The sequence below is a fragment of the Oribacterium sp. FC2011 genome (assembly GCF_000701645.1).
Taxonomy (GTDB): domain Bacteria; phylum Bacillota; class Clostridia; order Lachnospirales; family Lachnospiraceae; genus Oribacterium.
The window spans coordinates 199,364-223,872 of sequence record NZ_JNJM01000003.1; the positions used below are offsets into that span (position 1 = coordinate 199,364).

General features: G+C 42.8%; 21 protein-coding genes. 1 reads left to right on the top strand and 20 read right to left on the bottom strand.

The genetic code is table 11. The annotated features are described in order from the left end of the window. Positions 1 to 705: 705 nt before the first annotated feature. The 10 genes from T357_RS0103720 to T357_RS0103770 form a co-directional block, all read right to left on the bottom strand. Entirely contained in the window at positions 706 to 2,667 is a 1,962-nt protein-coding gene (locus tag T357_RS0103720; RefSeq protein WP_031548809.1) for a hypothetical protein, read from the bottom strand. 12 nt (positions 2,668 to 2,679) lie between these two features. Beyond that, positions 2,680 to 4,572 carry an ABC transporter ATP-binding protein gene (locus tag T357_RS0103725; RefSeq protein ID WP_242840057.1) on the bottom strand — a complete coding sequence of 631 codons (1,893 nt, stop codon included), beginning with the start codon at positions 4,570 to 4,572 and terminating at the stop codon, positions 2,680 to 2,682. Continuing rightward, complete coding sequence (locus tag T357_RS0103730) at positions 4,569 to 6,287, bottom strand: ABC transporter ATP-binding protein (protein WP_031548814.1); 1,719 nt, start codon at positions 6,285 to 6,287, stop codon at positions 4,569 to 4,571. Before T357_RS0103730 ends, T357_RS0103725 begins: the two co-directional genes overlap by 4 nt. Positions 6,288 to 6,582: 295 nt before the next feature. Beyond that, positions 6,583 to 7,107 carry an S-ribosylhomocysteine lyase gene (locus T357_RS0103735; RefSeq protein WP_031548817.1) on the bottom strand — a complete coding sequence of 175 codons (525 nt, stop codon included), beginning with the start codon at positions 7,105 to 7,107 and terminating at the stop codon, positions 6,583 to 6,585. A gap of 148 nt (positions 7,108 to 7,255) precedes the next feature. Next, entirely contained in the window at positions 7,256 to 7,927 is a 672-nt protein-coding gene (locus T357_RS0103740) for a hypothetical protein (RefSeq protein ID WP_031548820.1), read from the bottom strand. A gap of 564 nt (positions 7,928 to 8,491) precedes the next feature. After that, positions 8,492 to 8,683 (bottom strand): hypothetical protein, encoded by a 192-nt coding sequence (locus T357_RS21090; RefSeq protein WP_139297930.1) that lies wholly within the window; start codon positions 8,681 to 8,683, stop codon positions 8,492 to 8,494. After that, a complete protein-coding gene (locus T357_RS19935; RefSeq protein WP_197027298.1) occupies positions 8,667 to 9,635 on the bottom strand; it encodes a GGDEF domain-containing protein in 969 nt (322 codons plus the stop codon). The genes T357_RS21090 and T357_RS19935 overlap by 17 nt, the downstream gene beginning before the upstream one ends. Positions 9,636 to 9,820: 185 nt before the next feature. Continuing rightward, entirely contained in the window at positions 9,821 to 11,992 is a 2,172-nt protein-coding gene (locus tag T357_RS0103760; RefSeq protein ID WP_031548825.1) for a methyl-accepting chemotaxis protein, read from the bottom strand. Between the two features lie 140 nt (positions 11,993 to 12,132). Then, positions 12,133 to 13,377, bottom strand: a complete 1,245-nt coding sequence (locus T357_RS0103765) for a hypothetical protein (RefSeq protein WP_031548828.1) — start codon at positions 13,375 to 13,377, stop codon at positions 12,133 to 12,135. Between the two features lie 67 nt (positions 13,378 to 13,444). Beyond that, the gene (locus T357_RS0103770; RefSeq protein ID WP_031548831.1) at positions 13,445 to 14,827 is read right to left on the bottom strand and encodes a zinc ribbon domain-containing protein; all 1,383 of its coding nucleotides are present in this window, start codon (positions 14,825 to 14,827) and stop codon (positions 13,445 to 13,447) included. Between the two features lie 285 nt (positions 14,828 to 15,112). On the opposite strand from T357_RS0103770, the gene T357_RS0103775 reads away from it, so the two are divergent. Continuing rightward, on the top strand, positions 15,113 to 16,972 hold the full coding sequence (locus T357_RS0103775; RefSeq protein WP_197027299.1) for a CASTOR/POLLUX-related putative ion channel: 1,860 nt from the start codon (positions 15,113 to 15,115) through the stop codon (positions 16,970 to 16,972). A gap of 68 nt (positions 16,973 to 17,040) precedes the next feature. Here T357_RS0103775 and T357_RS0103780 read toward each other — a convergent pair whose 3' ends face one another. The 10 genes from T357_RS0103780 to T357_RS0103825 all read right to left on the bottom strand — a co-directional run bounded on the left by T357_RS0103780 (position 17,041) and on the right by T357_RS0103825 (position 24,481). Beyond that, positions 17,041 to 17,433, bottom strand: a complete 393-nt coding sequence (locus tag T357_RS0103780; RefSeq protein ID WP_031548836.1) for a (deoxy)nucleoside triphosphate pyrophosphohydrolase — start codon at positions 17,431 to 17,433, stop codon at positions 17,041 to 17,043. Between the two features lie 16 nt (positions 17,434 to 17,449). After that, a complete protein-coding gene (locus tag T357_RS0103785) occupies positions 17,450 to 17,755 on the bottom strand; it encodes a hypothetical protein (RefSeq protein ID WP_031548839.1) in 306 nt (101 codons plus the stop codon). Positions 17,756 to 17,808: 53 nt separating this feature from the next. Then, positions 17,809 to 18,246, bottom strand: a complete 438-nt coding sequence (locus T357_RS0103790; RefSeq protein WP_031548842.1) for a flavodoxin — start codon at positions 18,244 to 18,246, stop codon at positions 17,809 to 17,811. Between the two features lie 97 nt (positions 18,247 to 18,343). Next, positions 18,344 to 18,862 (bottom strand): macro domain-containing protein, encoded by a 519-nt coding sequence (locus tag T357_RS0103795; protein ID WP_031548844.1) that lies wholly within the window; start codon positions 18,860 to 18,862, stop codon positions 18,344 to 18,346. Positions 18,863 to 18,935: 73 nt separating this feature from the next. Continuing rightward, on the bottom strand, positions 18,936 to 19,481 hold the full coding sequence (locus T357_RS0103800) for a hypothetical protein (RefSeq protein WP_049962249.1): 546 nt from the start codon (positions 19,479 to 19,481) through the stop codon (positions 18,936 to 18,938). Between the two features lie 18 nt (positions 19,482 to 19,499). After that, positions 19,500 to 19,937: a DUF4869 domain-containing protein gene (locus T357_RS0103805; RefSeq protein ID WP_031548851.1), complete on the bottom strand. Its 438-nt coding sequence runs from the start codon at positions 19,935 to 19,937 to the stop codon at positions 19,500 to 19,502. A gap of 104 nt (positions 19,938 to 20,041) precedes the next feature. Beyond that, positions 20,042 to 20,875 carry a hypothetical protein gene (locus T357_RS0103810; RefSeq protein ID WP_155991212.1) on the bottom strand — a complete coding sequence of 278 codons (834 nt, stop codon included), beginning with the start codon at positions 20,873 to 20,875 and terminating at the stop codon, positions 20,042 to 20,044. Between the two features lie 90 nt (positions 20,876 to 20,965). Continuing rightward, a complete protein-coding gene (locus tag T357_RS0103815; protein ID WP_031548858.1) occupies positions 20,966 to 21,436 on the bottom strand; it encodes a hypothetical protein in 471 nt (156 codons plus the stop codon). Positions 21,437 to 21,467: 31 nt separating this feature from the next. Next, the gene (locus T357_RS0103820) at positions 21,468 to 22,976 is read right to left on the bottom strand and encodes a protein kinase domain-containing protein (RefSeq protein WP_031548863.1); all 1,509 of its coding nucleotides are present in this window, start codon (positions 22,974 to 22,976) and stop codon (positions 21,468 to 21,470) included. Positions 22,977 to 22,999: 23 nt separating this feature from the next. Then, positions 23,000 to 24,481: a DUF3800 domain-containing protein gene (locus T357_RS0103825; protein ID WP_031548866.1), complete on the bottom strand. Its 1,482-nt coding sequence runs from the start codon at positions 24,479 to 24,481 to the stop codon at positions 23,000 to 23,002. Positions 24,482 to 24,509: the final 28 nt, after the last annotated feature.

Consider the following 24,509-nt stretch of genomic DNA (forward strand, 5'->3'; position numbering starts at 1 on the left):
GATGACCCAAATCCAGATTACCTGAAATTAAGTCAATGTAACCTGCCATTCAGGATGACCCAAATCCAGATTACCTGAAATTAAGTCAATGTAACCTGCCATTCAGGATGACTCAAATGCTGGTAACCGGAATATGGGTCAATGTAATGCCTTGTTCACTGCGAAAATAAGGCATCCCGGCTGAACTGTTACATAAAAACAGGGACAGCTCTCGAAAGAACTGTCCCTGTGTATAAGGACTTCTTAAGCTTATCTCACTAATAATCCTTTACAATATAAATGCCCTTATGATAAACTCGCCACCTAAGATGTCACCTTTAACACGTAAGTGTGGTGGACGGTAGGCCTTCCGCTTTGTTCGGAGGTCGAATATTCAAATGTGATATGCCCTCCGGACTGGAACTGTTGTTCTGGAGCCTATGCTCTTAATCTTCACCGAGAAGGAGGTAAATGCAGATGTTGACGATAGAAGGATTAATCGCAGTAATCAGCCTTGCGCTGTCAGCGTTCGGTCTCGGATACGCCATCGGACGCAACAGCAAAAACGCAAAAGAATAGCCGCCCCGGTGTGCGAAACTAAGGCGGCTGTCTCTTTGATAGCTTAATCTGGATTGCCTGCCGTTTAACCGGTGGCATCCTTTTTTATTTATCTTTACGCTTTTATCTTACCATTCTCAGAATGCTCTGTCAAACAAAGCAACTATATTACGAGCAGATCTCTTTGATCCAATCAATCATGGTTCCGGTTGAAGTACCCTCATTGTTGCCATGCTGCATATCCCATACAAGATGATAGTCAACAGTTGCGCCTCTAAGCTGTGCTGCCAGGAGGATATTGTAGCCTACCGAGAAGGAAGTATGCTGGTCTGCGGTTCCGCTTCTGTCTCTCCAGTAGTGAGCAAAGTTAGCGGCATTATGACCATTGTTTGCCAGAAGGATTTCTGTTGCATTAAGGAGATTTGTCTGCTCCTCTATGAGAGCGGATTTTTCACTGTTCAGAACCTCATCAATGTAATCATCAACAGCTTCCTTGTCAAAACCCTTAAGAGAAGAAAGCTCCTCATAGTTATCTGAAAGGATTTGCGCCACGCTCTTGGAGAAATGAACTACCTGATCTGTATCTGTACCGAAGGCATCACCTTCTGCCGACTTATCCATGGTGTCAAATCCCGGAATTGCCTTGTTGCGTTTATTAACAAGACCAGTACCTATCATAAATCCATCGAGATCTGTAACCTGCCATGTTTCATCATCATTTTTCGTCAGCCAGTCCGAATAGTTTTTGTATGCCTCATCAGGATTAATGTCTCCGTTTGTGACAGCAGCGTTCAGAGCATCAGAAATATTCTGAAGGATGGCGTCATAGTAGCTTCCTTCACGAAGACCTGTCAGGGTTAAGGCATTACCCTTTGAATCCCTGAGGTTAAGGCCGTTAATGTATTCCACAAATGCTTCGGCCTCAAGTTCCTGAAGCCGCTTCTCAAAATCAGTGATGGAGCCGTTATAGATGCCGCCTTTGTCAGCGAGATTTACCCACCACCAGGCGTAAGCGATATCGGCATTTTCAAGATCTGCGATCGGACAGTAAAGCTGTGCGGCATAAACACTGTCATCGAAGACACTGGAGTAGTTTCCGTCAGCATTCTTTGTGACTCCCAGAACTCCTGCCTCATACATGTACGGATAGTAAACCGCCATATTTCCGGAAGCACCAAGTATTGAACTCATCTGTCCGCCGCCTGAAGTACCGGTGGAGATGATCTTTGTCATATCTCCCGGGATGACGTCGGTGTTTGCCCTAAGCTCGATGAGACCGGACTTAAGGTCCACCATCTGTGTAGGCGATTTTCCGGTAATGTTTCCGTTCTCATCCACCGCATCCCTGCTGCGTCCGCCGGCGGAAACATAGATCATGCCCTCGTCAAGGAAAGACGTATCGGCTGCCTTCGGGGAACTCGAACGCCAGCCGCCCATTTCATTCAGATATACAACCGGAGCTGTGTCAGCTGTATAGTTTCCTATCTTCGCCTCATGATTAATGCCTGTAACATTACCATCACTATCTGTTTTCATATAGTCTTTGGGAACATAGATTGCCATGGTCTGGTACTCAGTGTTAGTGATGTTTGAGTTAATGTAAACGCCCTGATATACAGTGCCCCGGTTCATCATTTCCATCATGCCGCCTGGCATACCACCCTGATTCTGACCGCCACCGCCTTGTCTTTGTCCGGCACCGTCACCTTTTTTATCTCCTCCTGCGAGGTCGATAGACTCCTGATTATTGGCGCCAACATTTATTGCTTTCTGTATTGCTTCGATGGGTTCACCCTTTTCATCGAGGGCTGCAAGGATATAGTAATTTTCATCCTCACTGAGAATCCACTTGTAGACGCCTGCTTCGATACCGGCTGAGTAGTCGAGATATAAAGCCGGATCTATGTTGCTGTTTTCAATGGATGAAACATACTGTGAAGCGTCTGTCATAGTACTGTCAGATTCCTTTTCATGATCATCATTTGTATTTTCGACGGATTCAGTTTCTTCCAATGCCATCTCAGGCCTTGTTAATTCAGTTTCAGTTGCTTCCGGTACAGAAGCAGTGCTGCATCCTGTTGCAATGACACAAGCAGTCATACCTAGTGCTAATATACTCTTTGATTTCATAATACTCCTTTCCTATATTTCTTGTCCCGCGAACTGTGTCATATACAGGTCATGATACTTGCCCTTCTTGGCAAGCAGCTCCTCATGATTTCCGCTCTCCACGATCTCTCCATGATCCATAACGATGATCTCGTCTGCATCTTGAATAGTGGATAGACGGTGGGCGATAATGAGGCTGGTACGCTGATTCATAAGCTCTGTCATGGCATCCTGGATACACATTTCAGTTCTGGTATCGACGGAGGAGGTAGCCTCGTCCAGGATCAGAATGCTGGGCTTCGAGAGGAATGCACGACATATAGTGAGTAGCTGCCTCTGGCCCTGGCTGAGGTTTGCCCCGGAGGATTCCAACACTGTGTCGTAACCGTCTGTGAGATTCTCGATCAGATCGTCACAGTGACTGGAGGCGGCAGCTGATTCCAGTTCTTCCTGAGTGATGTCCCTGGATGCATAGCAAAGGTTATTGCGAATAGTGTCTGTAAAGAGCACCGTATCCTGCAAAACGATTCCGATGGCATCTCTCAGCTCATCTGTGGAGATATCGTAAATGCTCTTTCCGTCCAGAAGTATCTCACCTGAATCCACGTGGTAAAAGCGCATCAGCAGGTTAATGATGGTGGTCTTACCGCTGCCGGTGGAGCCTACCAGTGCAATCTTCTTTCCGGAGCATACCTGTAATGAAAAGTTTTTGATGACAGGTTTCCCCGGCACATATGAGAAGTTGACATTTCTAAACTCTATTACGCCCTTAATAGGCTTTACGATCTCTCCTCCGCTCTTATCCTCTTCCTTTTCGTCCAGTATCTGGAAGATACGTTCACCACCTGCAAGGGCCGTCTGGATCTGACCGTAGAGCTGGGCGAGTTCATTGATGGGGCGTGAGAACTGCTTTGCATAGATGATAAATGCAGAAATCACTCCAATGGAAATGTCTCCGCTCAGGGCAAATCGTGCTCCGAAAACCGCTACCACCACGAAGGAGACATTGCTCAGCATGTTCATGATGGGACCCATGGAACCGCCGATGATCTCCGCTATGATTCCGGTCTTCGTAAGTTCGTTAGCTGTTTCGGAAAAGCCCTGAACTTCTGCTGCCTGACGATTATAGGCAGTGACGGTACGGGTGTTGGTCACCATCTCTTCCACTGTTCCGTTAAGCTTTCCCAGAAGCTCCTGGCGTTTCACGAAATATTTCCGCATGTACCTGGTGATGTTTGTCGTAAACACCACTGTAAGCATTACCGTAGAGCAGCTGAGTAACGTCAAAAGCGGGCTGTAGGAAAGCATCATGGCGATGGTTCCGATGAGCATAAGCATTCCTGAAAGCAGGCTGCTGAGGGATGAAGAAACAATGTTAGCGATGTTCTCTGCGTCGTTGGTCATGCGGCTCATGATGTCACCGTGGGAGTGGGTGTCAATGTATGCGATCGGCAGGTTTGTGATCTTTCGGAACAAGTCTCCCCGCAGTCTGAATATGACTCTCTGGCTAAGCTTCGCACTGAGAAAACCCTGTAAAAGTGTGCTCAGTCCGTGAATCACATATGCAGCAAGCATGAGGATGAGTATCTTTTTGAGAGACCCAAGCTCGGAACTTTTTATGTGGTCAATGGCTTCGGCCTGAAAGCGTGGAGCCATAACGCCCATGCACACGCCGAGGATGATGGTGACACACAGAAGCATCACGTATTTCCATTCATTTTTAAAATAATTTAACAGGCGCTTTAGGGTACCTTTTCTGTCCTTTGCTTTTTCTAAAGGAGCTCCCAGGTTTCCTCGCATACCCCGACGTCCAAGGGAAGGTTGAGGCGTGTTTGAGACAGATTTCCAATTCCCGGAGCCACTCTGCGCTGAACTCATGGAAAGAATATGCAAGGAGCCTGCATTTGCATTCAGTTGCTGACTCATGCCTTCACACCTCCCTTCTTGAGCTGGGAATCATAGATCTCGCGGTAAACGTCACAGTTTTCCATAAGCTCGTTATGGCTGCCAATGCCTACGATTCGACCCTTGTCCATAACCGCAATACGGTCCGCACGCATAACAGTCGCAATGCGCTGAGCTATGATGATCTTGGTTAAATTTCCGTAGCCCTCATCCAGAGCTTTAAATAATCTGGCTTCGGTACCCAGATCCAGGGCGCTGGTGGAGTCATCCATTATAAGGATCTCCGCCGGCTTCAGGAGTGCGCGGGAAATTGCGATGCGCTGTTTCTGCCCGCCTGAAAGGCTCATGCCGGCCTCGGCTACGGTAGTATCATATTTATCAGGCTGATGTGAAATGAATTCATCGGCCTGAGCTGCCCGGGCAGATTTGATCATATCCTCTTCGTCTGCCCCGGGATTGCCGATCATGATGTTCTTTCGTATGGTGCCTGTAAACAGCTCGCTTTTTTGAAGCACGAAGGAGATACGGTCTCTTAATTCGTGAAGAGTAAAATGCTTCACATCCTCTCCGTCCACCAGTACGCTTCCCTCTGTTACATCGTAGAAACGTGCTATAAGAGAAACCAGAGTACTTTTACCGCTGCCGGTGGCTCCGATAACAGCCAGAGTCTGACCCGGGGCTACGGTGAAACTGATGTCTTTCAATACCTCATGATGGTGACCGGGGTAATTGAAGGAAACATTTTTAAACTCGATGCTGCCGCCGCGTTTTTCGATATCTTTTGCGTCACCGTCCCGAATAACAGGTACGGAGGAAAGCACCTCCTTAAGACGCTTTGCGGAGGCAAGACCCAGGGTGATGGTCTGGAAGATCATCGCCATCATCATCATTCCGCTCAGAATCTGACTTAGATAGGTAATGGCCGCCATCAGACTTCCTATTTCCATCCTGCTCGCCGCAACCTCCATACCACCTATATAGATGATGGCTACAGTGGCTGCATTTAAAACAATGTTCATGACCGGCCGCATCCAGCTGATCAGGATCTGTACTTCAAACCGGGTGTTGACCAAATCAAGATTACTCTTATCGAACTTTTCTATTTCACTCTGTTCCTGTACGAAGGCTTTCACTACACGCTCGCTGGCAATATTTTCACCGATGACAGAGTTCACGCGGTCAAGCCGGGTCTGTAAATGCGTAAACATTGGACCGCTCTTCCACACTACAAAGGCGATTTCTGCCAATATGATGGGAATGGTAAACATTAAAACGCGGCTGAAGGCCACGTTGAGAGTAAGCAGGAATGAGCTGCCGGCAAAGAAAAACATCATGCATCGTACAGCACCGCGGATGAGCTGGGAAACCATAGTCTGCACCTGGGTCACGTCCGAGGTTGTTCGGGTGATCAGGCTTCCTGTGGTGAAGTCGTCGATCTGCTCAAATGAAAAATTCATGATGCGGTCGAACAGTGCTTTACGAAGATCATTTCCGAAGTGCTGTGAGCAAATGTTAACGAACACTCCCGAAAGGATGCCGCAGCAGCCACCCAGAAATACTATAAAAATCATTCGTATGCCAACGCTCCATACCAGATCTGTATTTCCTTTGAGTATACCGTTATCCACGATCTGGGCCATCATCCTGGGCTGTATCAGATCGATCAGTACCTCGCACACCATAAACAGCGAGCCTATAAGACCGATCCATAAATGTTTTTTCAGAAACTTGAGCAAAGTGTCAGCCACCTTTCGATTAATATAAAAAATCCACCGAGGATGAATCCGCCGGGGACGGTTCTCGCCGGTGAGAACCGTCCCCTGTGGATTTCCAATCTACTCTTTGATTATACAATTAAAGAGAGTTTGTAAGCAAAAAATATACTTCGAGCGACAGCTTAAATTGCACATAAGCACAGTAATTCAGCCGGTGTACCATGGGGAGGTAGTGTGTCACTACACCCACTCCCCATGGTACACCGGCTGAACTTTTACACATTTACTGATAGATTACAGTCTGTATAGTATTCTGTTATGAATCAAAGAACTGACGACCGTCATCGGTTACCAGTCTCTCGGTCTTCGGATACTCAAAAATTGCCTGATTATCTTTATTCTCCTCAAGATAATCCGCAAACTTTTCGGCATACCACTTTGCAAGCCAGAGATTGTGCATGAGGTAGTTTCCGCAGTTCTCTTCATTGGAGCCCGGAACACTGTCTGAATCGGCAACTGATCTAAAGGCTCTGAGAAGAAGGTCATGGATTTCCTTAGGAGCGCGATTTCCCTTTAAGATAAGATAAAAACCGGTGAGGCATCCCATGGGGCCCCAATAGATTACTTCGTCCTTCCAGTCAGGATCGTTTCTGAGATAGGTTGCGATAATATGCTCAAGGGTATGCATGGCAGCCACATCTACGGGGGGCTCACGGTTTGGCTTTGTGACTCTGATATCGTAAGTAGTTACCTTTTCGTTACCCACCACATCTACTCTGCTTACGAATATGCCGGGAATGATCAGTGTATGATCAACTGAAAAACTTGGTATTAAATCCATTATATTAGTCTCCTATTGAAATATTCATTTTGCTATAGGCATTTTAGCATAGGAACCTGTTGATATAAATGTGCTTTTATTATTCTTGTCTGATATGTATTGAGATTATAAATTAAGATAACATAATATCATCGTTATAGACGGTATCTCAGTCCTTCTGCTCCAGAACCTTACTTCTTTCATCAACCTTCAGGGTATTACGAAGCAACGTTGTATTCTTCCAGATATCTTCTTCTGCCATGCCGGCTATCTCTTTGGCTGCCAGTTGCTTTGCTTCTTCCTGGTTCTTGGCCTTTACAACGATTCTTCCATACAATTCACAAACAAAAGGAACCTTATACTCTTTATAAAGTGTCTGCTTCTCTGCTTTGTATGCCATATCGCCAAAGATCTTGGCATTGGTATTAAAGGTCTTCTTTGAAACACTTGAAGGCAGGAAAAGGATTACAACGGTTGATGGATCCCCATTATCGGAAACTTTACCCAGGTCATAAGCAAGGATGACTACAGATTTTGCGGGAGTCTTCTTTTCCTCAAGGGTTTTAGCAACTCTTTTTGCCATTTCGAGATCTCTGGCCTGGGAAGAACGGCTATACTCTGCCACAAGGGCTATGCCATACTCTCCTTTAAACTCTGCAAGGCAGCAGCTTAAACCATCTTTGTTTTCTTCCCAGATTTCTGAATACACGCTCTGCAGATCCTTAGGAAGCTCATCATAACTCAGATCCTTGCCATCCTTCTCAAACTGTCCATGGTTGTCAGACCAGTAGACGAAGTCATTAAGAAAATCCTCTTCCATTTCCTTGATGTAGTAAATCATGGTGTTTTCTCCTTTTAAAAATCAGCTCCATTCCCGGAAAATTGTTCTGAGTGCGAGAATGGTTTTATCACGTTCATTAAACATTAGTGAAAAGTATTTTTCTCACCCATGTATGTATGAAATGATTTTACCACAAAAGGTGCGGAACTTGCATCATGGAATCTAACTATTCATATTGATAAAAAATGAAAACTGCCATCAGATTATTGAATCTGTTGGCATTCTGCACTTGAAAAATAACCCATATCAGAAAATACCTGTATTGCAGTCAAGAAAATTATGATGATGAAATGGTCCATATCAGAAAATACCCGTATTGTAGTCAAGAAAATCATGATGATGAAATGGTCCATATCAGAAAATACCCGTATTGTAGTCAAGAAAATCATGATGATGAAATGGTCCATATCAGATAATACCTGTATTGCAGTCAAGAAAATCATGTTCATGTAATGACCCATATCAGAGAATATCAAATTTGAAGTCATTCAACCAAAAAAAGAGCCATCAGCTCAGTGTTACTCAGAGCCGACGGCTAATGGAATGTCAGTCAATTGGACACCATTAATTCCTTATCCTGTTTATATGGACAGCGAGATAAAGCTTCTCCTGCCCTGTCATGGTTTTTCCTGTTTCCTTGTAGATGTAGTCCTGTACGGCATCCACGCAGGCGAATTCCGACTGGCAGGCTGCGGCGATGTTTTCATACAGAAGGCTTTGCCGCTGTGTAAGCAAGGAGTTAGCGATTTGAATCAAAGAACTCTTTTTTTGATTTTAGGTGGTATTCAAAATTGCTTTCATCCACTACCCGGTTTTTACTACCATACTTACCTGCATACAGCTTTTCATCGGCATCTCTTATAACTTCATCTATGTTCGGCTTTCTTTCTGAAGAATGTGCGAGACCGAAGGTCATTGTGACTTTAAGCTCCGTTCCTTCATAGACAAAAGGATGATCCTCTATGGTCTGCCGTAAATCATTCAGAAATGCAAACCGGTCCGGAAGGGTCTCTGACTGCTCTTCTACAAATATAAATTCCTCACCACCCCAGCGACAGCATTGTACTCCTTTTGAAGATAAAATTTCTCCAACTGTTTTCAGGATATAGTCACCGCAATTATGTCCGAAGCTATCGTTTATCTTTTTGAAATCATCTATATCTGCGATGGCGATCCAAAACGGCCTGTTATTGTTTTTCAGTGTTTCAAATTTTTGTGAAAGAAAATATCTGTTGGGTAATCCTGTAAGATGATCGTGGGAAAGCTGATATTCAAGCTTTAACTGGGAAGAATCAGCTATGATGACCATTAGCTGCAGGATGAAAATACTTACAACAAAAACTATGAATCCCCACAGGAGCGACAGCCTTAATTCGGCTATCTTTGGTAGAGCATAGGGTGCGGGGTGATAATTCAGATACACACAGGATCCAAGATATAAAAACATTCCTGCTATGCTCAGGGGAAGTACGGGTAAAACCTTTAGTTTTAGTGTGTGTCCTGAATATTCCGCATAAAAAGCAAGGACATTCATGCCGATCAGGGTGACCTGAAATCCGCTTTCCCAGCCTGTAAGAATCACAGCCAGGGTCATGTGTACCGCAACTTCCGTATACACTGCGATGGTATAAAAAGGAAGCCAGCCTTTATGTACAACAAAAAGAATTGACAGATAAAAAGCTATGCTGAATATATTGAACCTTGCCATAGGGACGACGTTGCATTGTGAAAATACATTGAACATCAAAATATGTATAAGTAAAAAACATATCGCCATCCCAGAGGCCAGGATTTTTGCTCTTTTCATATTCAGAAACATAAAAACCGCCCCCATAACTTATCAAAATCCGTGTTTGAAACATTATAGGATCAAACACGGATCTTGACAGAAACTTAATTCTTCAACCGGAACTTTGATACAAGATCATCCAGTCTTTCTGCCTGAGTTGAAAGCTCCTGGCTGGCTGCCGCACTTTGCTCTGCAGTAGCTGAGTTTGTCTGAACAACAGAGGAGATCTGATCGATTCCGTCTGTTACCTGCTGTATGCCGGCACTCTGCTGCTCGGAAGCCTCAGAGATCTTGCTTACCAGCTCATCGATTCTTGTAAAGCTGTCGGATACCTTGTTAAGTGCAATTGCAGTTTCATCAGTGATGCCTGCACCCTTACGGACAGCTTCGATGGTATCTTCGATAAGCTTCGCTGTACTGCTTGCTGCATCCTGGGATTTCTTGGCAAGATTTCCTACCTCGTCAGCTACAACTGCAAAGCCCTTACCTGCAGTGCCTGCTCTTGCTGCCTCGATGGCTGCATTAAGAGCGAGAATATTGGTCTGGAAGGCAATGTCATCAATGGTCTTGATGATCTTACTGATCTCATTTGCCTTCTCGGTGATCTCATTCATGGATTCAGACATCTCACTCATCTTGTTGTTAGATGTACGGACTGCTTCATTGGAACCCTGACTGATAGCTGCAGCCTCTTTCGTAAGCTCCGTAGTACTGAGTACCTTCTTGGAAATTTCAGTCATGGTCTTTGAAAGATCCTCAACAGATGAGGCCTGCTCTGTAGAGCCCTGTGCCAATGCCTGAGAACCGGAAGCAACCTGCTCAGCTTCATCCGAAACCTGATTTGCAGATTCTCTTATCTCCCGCATGGTTACAGAAAGCTCTGTACTTATGCTGTTCACTGCATCCTTAAGAGGTGCATAAGCTCCGACATAAAGCTCTCTGTGACGATTGCTGTCTGTGTTGAAATTTCCATCAGCAAGCTCTGTGAGGTTCTCGGAGAGATCTCCTATGATACTTCTGAGTCTCTCTATAAACTGATGGATTGAATTTGCAAGAACACCTATCTCATCATTACCGTCATAGGATACATCAACATCAAAGTCACCTGCCGCAACCTTCTGAGCTGCTTCACCGATACGATTAAGAGGTGCCAGAGTCCTGGTCAGAAGAGCTACTACAACAAAGCTGAGCACTGCTAATGCTATTACCGCGAAAATAACCACGAAGAAGAAAATCTCGTAATTCGGAGCATAATAATCATTTTGCTGAAGTGCACACTGTGTCCACCAGTATCCGTTTCCTACTACGATCGGTGAGAAGTAACGGATTACCTTACCGTTCTTCTGTGAAGTACTTGTGATCTTAAATCTCTCATGGGTCTTTTCGCCTGCTGTAAAATCTGCAAAGCACTTATCTCCGATGACATCCTTGAAGCTGGTTCCGATGATTGCCAGATTACTGCTGAGGAGGAAATCACCTTCACCGCTGAATACATTGTAGATCATATTGTTGAAAGGAGGGTGAGCGTCAACAATGATACCGAAGGATTGTGTATCGAGAGTGATGACAACAGCTCCCTTGAAGCTTCCACCGGAAACGATGGGATAATAAAGGGTAACGACCTTCAGTTCATTCAGCTCGTAAGCAGATGAATAACCATTTGCAAGAGATGACTTTGCGTTGGCATAATAATCTGCACCTGAATAGCTGGCGTAATCAAGGTTTTCCACTACTCCCTTTGCATTGTCTTCTTTTGAGATATAGGGCGCAAACTGATTTGCATCTTTGGAAAATGCACCCGGCTCCATAAGAAGACCTGCACCAACTATATTGTCGTAGGTTGAAACTGCATGAATCAGATTGTTCAGTACAACGGTTTCAGCCGCATATCTGGAACCGCTGATCTTCTCTCCCGTCACACGGCTTATAAAGTTTCCTGTGGTGGGCTGAGGCTGAGCATTTACTGCCCCCTCCACTGTCCAGGATGCCTTGATTCCGGAGTCATTATCTTCGGATTCGTACATACGCTTAATGACAGTCTGGATGTTCTCGTCGATATCATCGGAAACATTCAGAAGTGCCTGGACTTTTGATGCAGCATTGTCTGCCATTGCATACATGGTCTTGTCTGTGGCAGTAAGCATTTTACCTCCGACAAAAACAATGATGCACACAGTCATGACTGCAAAAACTCCTAAAAGAACTGCTGCAACGATCACAGCCAGTCTTTTACTGATACTGCCTTTGGTTTGTTTTGTCATCTTCCTGAAACTCATTGTGGTCCTCCTCACTCATTTATAAAACCCCTTTTGAAGATTAAACATACATATGGTGAGTGTTATATCGGCATTATCACCTGAAAAATAACGGGTATCCAAAAAAGATACCCGTTATTTTTGATAAAACAGTATTTTTTTCATTCAATGAGCGGGGTCCAGTAGTGATGGCCGTCATAATCCGTCAGCCGGTATGCCACGCTGGTGACAGTTCCCTCCTCGAGGGCAATGTTGGCGATCAGTGGTTTTTCTCCTACTTCAAATCCTTCGCCCAGGAAATAGTTGTCGATAAAGTCACCTTCATATGAATAAACATCACAGATGGGCTCAATGAGATCTCCCTCGTTTAAAAGCTCCAGTCCGCTGCACATTTCTTCTGTGGACAGGTCTCCTCCGGGACTGTCAGGAAGAGGTTTGACTCCGAGTATTTTTCCGTCGGGATTCGTGTTATCAAACTGCAGGACGATATTTGCGTGCTGTCCGTTAACAAAAGCAGGAATATATCCCCGGGACTGGTATTTGCTTCCTTCGTGCCAGCCGTCCAGCTGATAGAAGGCGACAACATGCTTATCGAGAGACAGCCAGGTGTCGTCGAACTCACCTATGAGGTTAAGGTCATCGTCAAAATCATACAGATTGTCGAGACCAAGGTCTATGAATGCACTTCCGGTATCTACAAATACGTTAAGCTTTACATATTCAACTGCATCCCATTCATCGTCTGTAAGAATCAACACCTGCTGACCTTTTTTATTTTTAGACCACACAAGGTGAGATGGATCAATGGCTTTTCCTTCAGGATCAGCATAACCCTGAGAGTTTTGTCCCGAAGAAGTGCCTCCTGATGCTGAAGAAAGAGCTGATCCTGCGGCAAGACCCGGTATTATACCCTGGCCTCCGGATATAGGAAGCAGATTTCCGTCCTGATAGGAGTTGGTCAACAGTGATTTTGCTGACTGGTCTGCATCTACTTTACTGCTGCCGGAGATCAATCCTGCTCTTCCGTTGTTGTTTTCTCCCGAACCGCCGGTTATACCCTGGACAGCATCCTGTATGGCACCGATACCTGTATCGATACCATCCTTTACACTTCCGTCCTCCACCTTTGTGGCTGCTGTATGAAGTACTGTAGAAATAAGCTGGGATCCACCATTATATATCATTGCAATGATGATAATGACTATAAAGATAAATCCCGGTACGCAGCCGCATCCACTGCAGCCGTTACCACCTCCGCCTCTGTCACCAAGTCCGGGTCTTCCATTATAACCTCCGGAATTTCCTATCGGTCCTCCAAGTCCCAGACCACTGCCTCTGGTGGATACCCGGCTTGATCCGCTTGTTGTATTTCTTTGACGGCTTCCGCCTCCTCCTGTTCTATCCATATGTTTCCTCCCATATTTTATTGTCTGCCTGAGCCACCGGTTATCCACCGTGGAAGGTTTTGTAAGCTTACTTCAAGGTGCATGTTTCTGTGATGCCAGCCTCTGAAACCACAAGTACATTACCGTTATCCATAACTGACATAAGCGCTTTTAATCCTGAGTTTTCTTCAGCAAGATATACTCCGTGGCCAAGGGGTGTAAGGTCATAAACCTGAGGGGTGCCTCCAAATTGTGTATAGGTATATGATGCAGTTCCGTATCTGCCATCTTTTGTGATTGCAACCTTCCATGTTTTGACATAGCCCTCATATGTACCGGTCATGGGCTCAGGATCTTCATTTCGTTGTTTAACGCTCTGATCCCAGGCACCGTCTGAACCGCACCAGTACCCATCTGCACTATAGTTGTCTTTAATTATGGAACCATCAGGTCCTGTGTAATAATATTTACCATTATCCTCTACCCAGACATTCGCGACATAGTCACCTATAGAATTCATGTACATGATTGTGCCGTCCTGAAGTATGTCTCGTTTTCCCTTTTTTGCAAAAGTGGACGGAAGAAACTCTTCATCATTACTGCTCGTTTTTTGACTGCTGTCTGAATTATCATCACTTTGATTTCCGGACGTTTCTTTTGCCTTACGTTCGGTCATATCGGTATCTTTTGAGTCATTGTCAAGGGCAGCGGCCTGCTCTCGTGCAGATTTACCTTTTGAAGCTTTTGAAGCTTTTGAACCTTTTGAAGTCCGGGTGTCTGAATCATTCTGAGAGGATGACCGGTCAAAACCTGAGGTGGTTTCTTCCGCTATGCTCTCCTCTTTATTTTGTCCGCCTTTGATTTTACCCAAAACAAGGAATGCGCTGATTGCAGCAATAGCAACTAAAGCAACAGCAGCTATTATTGCTCCCTTTGGGAGGCCGGTTTTTTTGGGATTTCCCGGGGCAGGAGCATATCCCCGGTTCTGTACATCGTTCGGAGAATAATACTGGCCGGGCTGTTGACCGGGATTATTGTAACCCTGGTTCTGGGCATAATTTGAGTTAAAACCATTAAAGGAACCGGGCTGTTGAGGACCCGGAGCAGAGCCGGGATAACCCTGGTTCTGAAAGTTTCCGGGGTTGAAATTATTATATGACCCGGGTTGCTGTTGGCCCGGAGCAGAGCCGGGATAACCCTGATTCTGAATGTTACCCTGGTTATAACTATAGAATGCGTCGGGATTCTGCGAACCGGGCACAGGTGAACGGTAATTCTGTTCACTGTATTGAGACTCATTTCCAAATGAACTTATATTTCCCGACTGTTGATTATGGTCAAAGTTCTGCCCTGTATCCTGCGCTGACTGTGGCGGTACTTCCGACATGGGAAGTATCTTTGCACCACATTCCTCGCAAAATTTTGCTCCATCTGCCAACTTTGCGCCACAGTTTTCACAAAACCTGTTCATAATACTGTCCTCCAAACTTTTTTGAAAAATCTATCTTTATTTTATAATAAATCGGATATAGTATTCAATAACCATCCTGTATAACAGTCGTAAAAAAAGAACCTTGCCATAATAAAGAGGCAAGACTCTCAAACACTTACTGAAACCGGGTACGGGGTTATGTTTGATAAAAAAGATCTTTTCAATCAAATTTGACCATGTATTCAGGGTAAAGGTATAATGATAACAAGTGACATATATTCGGACGGAACAAAAATACTGGATGAAAATCGGAAAGGTATCTATATGGAAAAGAAAAATGAGACAAGGAAAATCCAACGATCATATACTCTTCGTGAACGATTTGATTACTGGTTTGACAATCGTGTTTCCAAGGGTTCTCTCGGCTTTATCCACTTTTTGATAGTTGCGTGTGTTGTTTGCGCGGTCCTCATTGCCGGACTGATCATTTTATTTGGATTCAACGAAGAAGGTGAAGTTGCATCAGTATTCTGGGACAGTTTCGCCACAGTGATCAATGCCTGGATGCCTTCTTTTGAAGACGGGAGCCCCGGATATCTTGTAATGATGTCGATCATTGCTATCCTTGGAGTGCTTTTCACCAGTGTACTGATTGGTATCGTCACTAGTGCCATTGAGGAAAAGATAGATAATCTGAAACGTGGAAACTCTCTCGTTCTTGAAACAGATCACATAGTACTTCTGGGTTTCACTCCGGGCGAATGCACTCTGCTTAATCAGCTGATTCTTGCTTCTGACGGAAAACCCGGATGTATAGTGGTTGCGGAAGATTTAGAGCGTGAAGAAATGGAACAGAGCATCCTGGAAAATCTTGATGTCCCCAAAAACTTCAGAATCGTTTGCCGGACAGTTGATATTACAGATCCGGCTTCCATTGAAAAGTGCTCAGTTGAAACATGCCGGACCGTGATAGTAAATCCAACGGATGATTTAAAGACAATTAAGGCAGTTCTTGCTGTGTCGGCTTTGCTGGAGGAAAAGGGTGTTCCTGAAATACGCGTAAATGCCATTGTTTCCAGGAATGAATATCGATTCCCTCCATCTCTTGTTGAAACAAACAATATCACAACTCTGCAATCCAATGATATTCTGGCCAAATTGATCGCACATTCCTGCACCCAGAACGGACTTTCTAAAACATTCCGGGAACTGTTCAATTTTGAAGGCTCAGAGTTCTTTCTGGTCAGCATGGCCGGGATTGAAGGGAAGACTTTTGAAGAACTGATGGTCCGGATGGATAATGCTACTCCCATAGGCATTATGCGGGAAGGAACAATATCGTTGAACCCACCCGGTGAATGTCTGCTTCTTGAAAGCGACAAGATACTTATATTTGCTGAGAATCCTGATACAGCCAAGCTGCTCTCCTCTCAGGAAACGACATTGTTTGATCAGGAACTGAATATCGTTGATGATGAAACTGAAACCGATACAGTGATTTTTGGTCATAATGAGACCTTGCCTGTAATTCTGCATGAACTGCCTGAAAACATTTCCCATGTCCATCTGGTTGGACAGCAAACCAGTGAGGAAGAACGTGAGGAACTGGAGAATGTTGCTGCTGAGAGGAATCTGGAGTTAAAGTATATTACCGAAAACATCCGGTCAGAAACGGCTCTTCTGAAGATTGCAAAAATTGCTGAGCATATAGTAATACTCAACAATCATGATTTGGATTCGGATGAAGCAGATATGGAAACGATTTTTCTCCTGTTGAACCTCAGGGATATCAGAAAGCGCTATAACCTCTCTTTCAATATCACAGTTGAAATGCAGAGTGAACGTAACCAGAAACTGGTTGGCAGCGGTGATAATACGGATTTCCTTGTATCCTCAAGTATGTCTTCATTATTCCTTGCACAGTTGGCAGAAAGTCCGGAACTGATCGGAGCTTTCAGGGAAATTCTGTCTAACAAAGGCAATGAAGTATATTTGAAAAATGCAGGCTTACTTAATCTTACCGGTAAGCATACCATCAGAGAACTTCGTCAGATCCTGCTTAAACAGAGATATATTCTGTTAGGATATCTCGATAGTCAGAAAAACAGCAGTTTCAACCTTCCATTACAGGAAGAGCTGGATTTGATAAGTACAGACAGCCTGATTGTACTTGGAGAGAATTGATATCCTTTACACTACAGTTTATTTAACCCGGTACCATGAACTGGTACCGGGTATTTTATTCATAACCTCTACAACTCAATCCGTTCCTTGATCTTATCGATCAAAGTAATATCCGCCGGCAGCCACTCCACACTGTCTATGGTTTTAATGTCCAGCCACTTCGCAGCCTCATGCTCCTTCAGTGTGAGATGTCCTTCCTTAATGCTGCACCAAAAGCAATCCATGGATAGATGAAAAGTCGGATAGTCATATTCTATAGTATCTATATACTCATCTACAGAGATCTCAGTATCCAGCTCCTCCCTGATCTCGCGGGCCAATGCTTCCTCCGGTATTTTTCCCGCTTCGATCTTTCCTCCGGGAAACTCCCAGCCATCTTTGAATTCTCCGTAGCCTCGTTGGGTGGCAAATATTTTATTGTCATTTCTTATAACTGCTGCAACAACTTTGACTGTTTTCATATGAATTTCAGTTCCTTTACTCCTCCGATTCGTCGTCGAACAACCCTTCCCACAGCATCCTATTGTAATTTGCGTTAGCTTCTTCACAAGCCTTCTTTTCTTTCCACCTGTCGATCTCGGTGCAGATGGAAAGCATCTCGTCAGCTATCAGTTCTGCACTATGCGGTTTTACATTATTAAGGTAACCACACATCCTCTGCATGGCTTTGGGACTGCCAAGCTGTTTTGCTATCTGATTGCCAAATTCAGCAGGAAAGCCAAGGCTTACTATGACACTGACCAATTCTTCCCGGCATAGTGCCCATTCTTTACGATTATCCATGTATTAATTTACCAATCTCTTTGAACTAAATCCCATCTATATACGGTCAACCTTCAAATCTCCGAAGCACTGCTTATACGTTTTGCATCGATGATATTTCCTCCGGCAACAGATGGCTGAAGCTTCTCTGCTGTCTTTCCAATCCCGCTACCGCCTGATGTCGCAAAGATGTGAATGTTTTTCCCTGTCCAGTCATAGCCCTTACAGAATGTATGAACCACTCTCGGAGCCTGTCCGTACCAAATTGGAAAACCGATATAAACGGTATCATATTTTCCAAAGTCATCAATCTTCCCGCTAACCGGAACATCTTTACCACCCATCTGCTCGCGGTTACATCTGGCTAATGGATTAACCCAACGTATATCTGACGCAGAATAAGGTACTTCCGGAACGATCTCAAAAAGATCTGCCCCAACCTTTTCTGCGTATTCCTTTGCAACTTTTGCTGTTGTGCCTTCGGCACTGAAGTATGTTACTAATGTACTCATAAACACCTCAACTTCCAAATCTTTATTTTATTCTTTCTAACAATGCATCCACCAGTACAGCCATATGCCCATCTGCCACTGAATTGCTTATCCAGGTTTAGACAATATCTTTAAGTGTTTTCTCTCCGACAGCAAGAATCTTATCATCAAGTACAGCAAAGATGATCTTAATGTCATAATCCAGATTATCCTTTATAAAGTCATTGCAAGCCTGGATAGCTTTTCTCCATGCTCCATCCAACGGATAGCCAAAGATACCGGCTGAAATAAGTGGGAATCCGATTGAATGGAGTTTGTTCTCTTTTGCCAGAATTAATGACTGCTTATATGCACTGTATAGAAGCTTTGGTTCATCATGATTGCCGTCCGTCCACCTAGGCCCTACAGCGTGGATCACATACTTCGCAGGAAGATTAAATCCCGGAGTAATCACTGCATTACCGGTTTTACACCCGCCGATAGCGTTGCAGGCCTTTGTCAGTTCTTGTGATCCTGCATCTCGGAAGATTGCTCCGCATACTCCGCCGCCCTGCCAAAGACCTTCATTGGCTGCATTTACAATGGCATCTGTATCAAGCTTTGTTATACTAATCTTCTTAATATCGATAGAACTCATGAATATCCCCTTTTATCCGTACATAATAATGGGAAGTCTACAAATACAGACTTCCCATTAAGTAAACATTAAATCAATATATTCTTGATTTTGAGAAGAACTGGTATCCCGACTTTGAATCTTCAACCATTACCAAAATATCTTTATTCAACGCTGACTTAGATTCATCATATATCCGATAGAATTCATGATATATCTTTTCGGGATAATGGTATTTTCCGGTCGTCCGAATGCCATATATTTCCTGTACACTATATGGCAGATTATAAAGCGGCTGTCTGGTTATCAACACATAATAATTTGAAGTTCCTTGTATAACCTCAGCAAAGTCCTTTGAATAAATAAATGGATAATCCTTATCAACGAAGACAATGCTGTCTTTATATGCCTCGATAATGGTTTTCCATAAAGCAGGATCTCCTCCAAACACCACACAAGGAACGTCAGATTGAAGCATGATACCGCTCTCTTTTCCAAATCTTGAATATGTTCCAAGCAGTTCTATAAGTGTTGTTTTTCCAGTGGCACTATCGCCCTGAATAACGGTAATGTTTCGTTTTATATCAAATTCATATTTTAATCGTTCAGTCTCAACGACGATATGATGTTTATTTTTCATATGTTAATATCCTCAAGATCAAACATATTTTAATGCTATATGCATATAATCTTTGATATTTGTTGCCTTAAAATTCTCGTTCATTATTTCAACTTCTATATCACCGCAATCATCAAAAGGCATGTAGTAACGTAGATTAACAACTATATTTTCTTTTCTTCCGATTTCCAACAGCCACCTTGCACAGTTTTCCCCACAGCTTGTAGCATTGAACATAAGATCAGGTCTTTTATAGATACAAATAAGTGTCTGTAATCCTCCGGATAGTTTTTCCAGTGGAATCGGACCTAAAACTTCACTTTCAATAAGTTGCCCACCTTTATAATGAGACTTATCAATATCAGCCATCATTTCACTTACAAAAGGATCTGCCAACCACTCTTCTTTATAATTAAACTTGAACCATGATGGTCCATGCATTACATTTTCTTTTTCACCGAAATATATACTTAGCATAATAAATTACCTACGTAATGATTTTTTGTATCACGTAATACTGATTATATCATTATTTACCTGAATATTTTTAATAAAAATAATTAGTTAAACAAACTGCGTTTTCACCTCACCATCTCCCCATAAATCTGCGCCACCACACTGCCAATGTTGATGCTTCCTATGTATCCAAATGGTATATTCTTCTCCCTCACGATAGCAATGAACTTTTTATAGCTTATGTGGTTAATGTAATCCGTAAAGAAATAGACCTTCTCCTTACCTTCCAGCATCCTGCTGCTCACAGTTTTATATTCATCCAGGTGTACGATGAGCCATTCCGGGAACAACTGCTTAAGCTTGTTCTGACAGTTCACATGTCCGCCGATGATGACGATCTTCTTATCAGCGATTGCATTCTCCATATCCGGGAGCTTATCTTCCTCTACTTCATCATCCTCATGCTCAGAGTTATAGGCATACTCCCGGAGCGCGATCAGCTCATCACGTTCAGCCTCATATTTCTTTACAAGCCCTTTGGTCTCCGCAGAAGAATGCTTAGCGCTTCTGTACATCTCCCAGAGGTACTTATTCTCCTGCTCTTTTTCATTGAGCTTCTTCCGGAGCTCGGCGATCTCGGCAAGGTAATCCTCCGCCGTCACATCACCCTTACTTACCGGAGCCACATTTGTCACCGGCTTCTTCTCCGGCTTCTTGTTCTTGACATTAACAGTCATGTTCGCAGGATTAAACAGGGCATCCTCAATGTCCAGCTCGTCGATCTCATCACCTATAAGATACCCTACATCGTAATTCAGGCAGTCTGCCGTATCGGCCAATGCAGCTGCAAGATCATAGATGTTGGTGTAGAGTTGCACTTCCTCGAAAGTGAACTCCTTCTTAGGCTTCCAGGTCTTGAGCATTGCCAGGGTCCGGATCATTTGCATTTTGACACCCATGTCATTTTCAAGACAGAGCCTCGGATAGACATCTACATAACCATGCTGCCTCATACATAAGCCAATGAAATCAATATCGCTAATATATCATTAATGAAAACGCTCAAAATCTTTAGCTATATATTTTTCAAACTGTTTTTTGCAGTATTCTACTTTTTGTCCTGTTTTTTTGTCCGTTCGTCTTCCGTTAAACCATATCCCACGTTTACCTGCATTTTTTCCGTTTTTATTTGTAACACATTCCTTCAAAAACTCTTCTGAAGAAAGAATCCACATCGTTCCGTCATCAACTCGTTCCGAATAAAAAACAAAATAGAAATTTTCCGTCAATTCATGGGTAATCGCCGAGAACAAAGCAGCATCCCCTTCTTTGACTTCATTGGATCTAGCTTTAATCTGCACCTCAATAAAGGTTCCGTCTTCTTTCTTTATTACGCAATCAACCCCGTGGTCGTCAACAAGAGGAAGATAGACATCCAGCCCTTCCATAAGCATCTTTCCTACTAAGTTGTACTCCATCCTCTTTCCGAATCCGGCAGAATGTCTAAATGATACTCCCATTATTTCATCTCCTAAGTCAGTCTTCCATGTCTTATTGTCGTAAAATATCTTCTATTAGTGGATCCACTCCAGTATCTAATATGTTTTCAATCTTATGCTGAGCACTAAAGCGATTCACATCCCAAGCAACATACCTTAGTATTGTTGCTGCAGTTTCTTTTATATGAAAATCGAATCTTCCACGTATAACTTTTTCAGCAAGATCTGCAAACGGATCATTAGCTTCAAAAGATCTCTCACAAACATCTCGAAAAGTAGATTCGATTCCCTGAATTACATATTCCGCATTTTCATCAGACAAACCCATAAACCAAACCATAGCATCAACAAACGCTGGAAAGCCTTCTCGCACTGCTTTGGACATTTCTTCGGAACTCATATCATATATATAGTTTTCAACATCTGCATCAAAGTTATGAGAAAGAATTTTATTTCTAATAATCGATTTTTGTTCGCTTTGTTGATGATACTTAACTGACTTTTCAAATGCTACGCTGAGTTGTTCTGCATCACCGTACCTATATGCCGCATCCGAACTTATCGCTTTGCTACATACACTACCGTATATATGGTGAGTATTTCTGGAATCACCAGTCATAATGAAATTAATAATGCGTCCCAAGGAATAAACATCGCTTCTCTTATCAGCATCTTTCAGCATCATGAACTGCTCGGGTGCACAGTAAAAATATTGTCCAACCTGATTCGTATACATTGTTTGATGGGATGAGAATACGTTTAAATCCTTTCCAAGCCCAAAGTCGGCTATTTTCAACATTCCTGATACAATAAAAATATTATTGGGACTCAAATCCCTATGAATAATGTCCCGCTTATGAACGCTTGTCATAATGTATAGAACTTGACGAATACAATTTAGTCGGATCTCATCCGTAATATCATTTTCATTTACGTATTTTTCAAGTGTTTGTTCAGCGCGTTCCATCGAGTAAGCACATTTTCCTTCATCAAATGTAAATACTTTTATAATCCCGTGCATATCTTGAAGCGATTTTGTTATCTCATATTCCCTCTTAAATCTACTCCTTATTCCTTTATCTGTAACAAAATCCTCTTTCAATTTCTTTACAACATGACCAGTAGATTTTTGATAATAAGCATTAGCAAAGCCACCCGAACCAATCAAGACCAAATCTAAATTCTGTTGGACCAAATGATATTCATTCCCGTTATGAGTAATAAGATATTGATCCCCTCCCAAAACACGATTGAGCTCTGCTAAAATAGCCTCTGATTTTTCTGCAGCCTCAACTTCCGTACAATTCAGATCCTGGATAATGTACTGTTTACTCAAAATGTGTCCTAGAAATCTATCAAAACTATTTCTGTTTATGATTTCCGTAATTTTGTCATATGCATAAACCCATCTTGATGGAAAACCTTGACCATATTCATCATCTGCTCGGAGCCACTCATTAAAAAAAGAAACCAGCTTGGGTCCTGATTTATATGAATAATATCCCTCAATATCGCCACAAAAAATATGTGCAATTGCCGTGAGTGAATCAGCACTAATCATTTATCATCATCCCTATTATGCTTTCAAATAATATCTGCATTCCACTTACTCCCCTGCTTTGTAAATCGAACCCTTGCAGGGAGCACTTCTTGTCCCATATTCTTAAACGCCACCAGATTCATCGACCATTCTCCAAGTTGATCCGGAATCCGATAGCATCGATACTCACCATCTTCCTTAATTGTTATAGTCGGAATTCCTCTTCGATCAAATCCAGCATTGAAAACAACACATTCTCTTTTTCCATTCTCAATAATCAATCCTGGTTGCTTGGTAGCATCTGCATATACTTTTGCTCCCCAGCGGTTAATAAAACAACCTTCGTCATCTAATTCAATGTTTTCTCTAGAAAGCTTATTCCGCATCTCATCAAATTTTCCCTGCAAGCATCCAATACAATATTGGTTAAACTCTTCAGAAATTAAGCTATCACCATTCAGTCGTTCTGCGGTCATGTCATCAATAAATTCCAATAAAGCCACAAAGCATATCAGGTCATCTGAGAAGATTCCGGCATAAGATTTATACCAGGAATCATTTAGTTCCGAAATAACGTAATGAATCCGTCTATAAAGTTTCTTCAGCCTTTCATCTAATCTGAACCACTGACTGTCCAAAATCACCTTAGAAACAGACTGATAATCCGATTGAAGTGCTTTGTTCAAGGATTTCATAAACTTAGACAAAATTCCCACAAGCATATCTGCCATACGTATTCCAACATAAGATTTCGAATCGGCTTCTTCTACATTTCTATGTCCCATTTGTACAGCAGCTTTAAGTGTTTTCTGTTCATCGCCTTCCTTATCAATGATCAGACTATAATCAGTAATCTTCTGTTCTCGCAGATACTTTGAAAACCCCTCGAATGGAATATGATAATCCCATTCTTCGGTAATAAGGGGAAGCGAATTATTAAGGATTATAAGCAATTGTTCAAAAGCAATATTCTCATTTTCTTTGAGTTGAATGTTCGCTTTATTCTTCTTTATTCTATCCTCAAGGAAACTTCTTAGTTCGGGAACCAATTGATCATGATCCCCATATATGCATTCCATAACCCTTTCTGGTTTATATGTGTTAATTGCTTTTATTATGGTGTACTTTACTGCATCAGCATCTAAAAACATATTATTTCGATAGTTTGCAAATAGCTGATGGATAATGAATTCAACCTTGCTCTGTACCGAAAAGCACCAGTAAACATGCTCATCAAATACAGCCAGAAAATCAGAAATAAACTCAGCATTATCCACTGACATGGATGCAAAACCATTCACAAACTGCTTTTGAGAAAGAGTAGTGCTCTTCAATTCTCCCTTGTTTTTTCTGTCATTGTACTTTTCTTCAAAGTCAAGATACTTCTTCTCAATCTCATCGCAAAATTCATCATCCCAGCCAATAATAACGGTCATGAAATTGTCATAGAAATTATCTGCCTTTAACGTTTTAAGGTTGATTTTCCTACTGTGTTCAGTTTCATCATAATAAAACTTAAATGCCAATGATTCACCTTCTTTTAATAGTACTGTT

Bases quoted from the DNA above. Each gene is read 5' to 3' on its own strand.
- T357_RS0103720 (WP_031548809.1), bottom strand. From the start codon at position 2,667: ATGAAATCAAAGAGTATATTAGCACTAGGTATGACTGCTTGTGTCATT.
- T357_RS0103725 (WP_242840057.1), bottom strand. From the start codon at position 4,572: ATGAGTCAGCAACTGAATGCAAATGCAGGCTCCTTGCATATTCTTTCC.
- T357_RS0103735 (WP_031548817.1), bottom strand. From the start codon at position 7,107: ATGGATTTAATACCAAGTTTTTCAGTTGATCATACACTGATCATTCCC.
- T357_RS0103740 (WP_031548820.1), bottom strand. From the start codon at position 7,927: ATGATTTACTACATCAAGGAAATGGAAGAGGATTTTCTTAATGACTTC.
- T357_RS19935 (WP_197027298.1), bottom strand. From the start codon at position 9,635: ATGGCAAGGTTCAATATATTCAGCATAGCTTTTTATCTGTCAATTCTT.
- T357_RS0103760 (WP_031548825.1), bottom strand. From the start codon at position 11,992: ATGAGTTTCAGGAAGATGACAAAACAAACCAAAGGCAGTATCAGTAAA.
- T357_RS0103765 (WP_031548828.1), bottom strand. From the start codon at position 13,377: ATGGATAGAACAGGAGGAGGCGGAAGCCGTCAAAGAAATACAACAAGC.
- T357_RS0103770 (WP_031548831.1), bottom strand. From the start codon at position 14,827: ATGAACAGGTTTTGTGAAAACTGTGGCGCAAAGTTGGCAGATGGAGCA.
- T357_RS0103775 (WP_197027299.1), top strand. From the start codon at position 15,113: ATGGAAAAGAAAAATGAGACAAGGAAAATCCAACGATCATATACTCTT.
- T357_RS0103780 (WP_031548836.1), bottom strand. From the start codon at position 17,433: ATGAAAACAGTCAAAGTTGTTGCAGCAGTTATAAGAAATGACAATAAA.
- T357_RS0103785 (WP_031548839.1), bottom strand. From the start codon at position 17,755: ATGGATAATCGTAAAGAATGGGCACTATGCCGGGAAGAATTGGTCAGT.
- T357_RS0103790 (WP_031548842.1), bottom strand. From the start codon at position 18,246: ATGAGTACATTAGTAACATACTTCAGTGCCGAAGGCACAACAGCAAAA.
- T357_RS0103795 (WP_031548844.1), bottom strand. From the start codon at position 18,862: ATGAGTTCTATCGATATTAAGAAGATTAGTATAACAAAGCTTGATACA.
- T357_RS0103800 (WP_049962249.1), bottom strand. From the start codon at position 19,481: ATGAAAAATAAACATCATATCGTCGTTGAGACTGAACGATTAAAATAT.
- T357_RS0103805 (WP_031548851.1), bottom strand. From the start codon at position 19,937: ATGCTAAGTATATATTTCGGTGAAAAAGAAAATGTAATGCATGGACCA.
- T357_RS0103810 (WP_155991212.1), bottom strand. From the start codon at position 20,875: ATGGGTGTCAAAATGCAAATGATCCGGACCCTGGCAATGCTCAAGACC.
- T357_RS0103815 (WP_031548858.1), bottom strand. From the start codon at position 21,436: ATGGGAGTATCATTTAGACATTCTGCCGGATTCGGAAAGAGGATGGAG.
- T357_RS0103820 (WP_031548863.1), bottom strand. From the start codon at position 22,976: ATGATTAGTGCTGATTCACTCACGGCAATTGCACATATTTTTTGTGGC.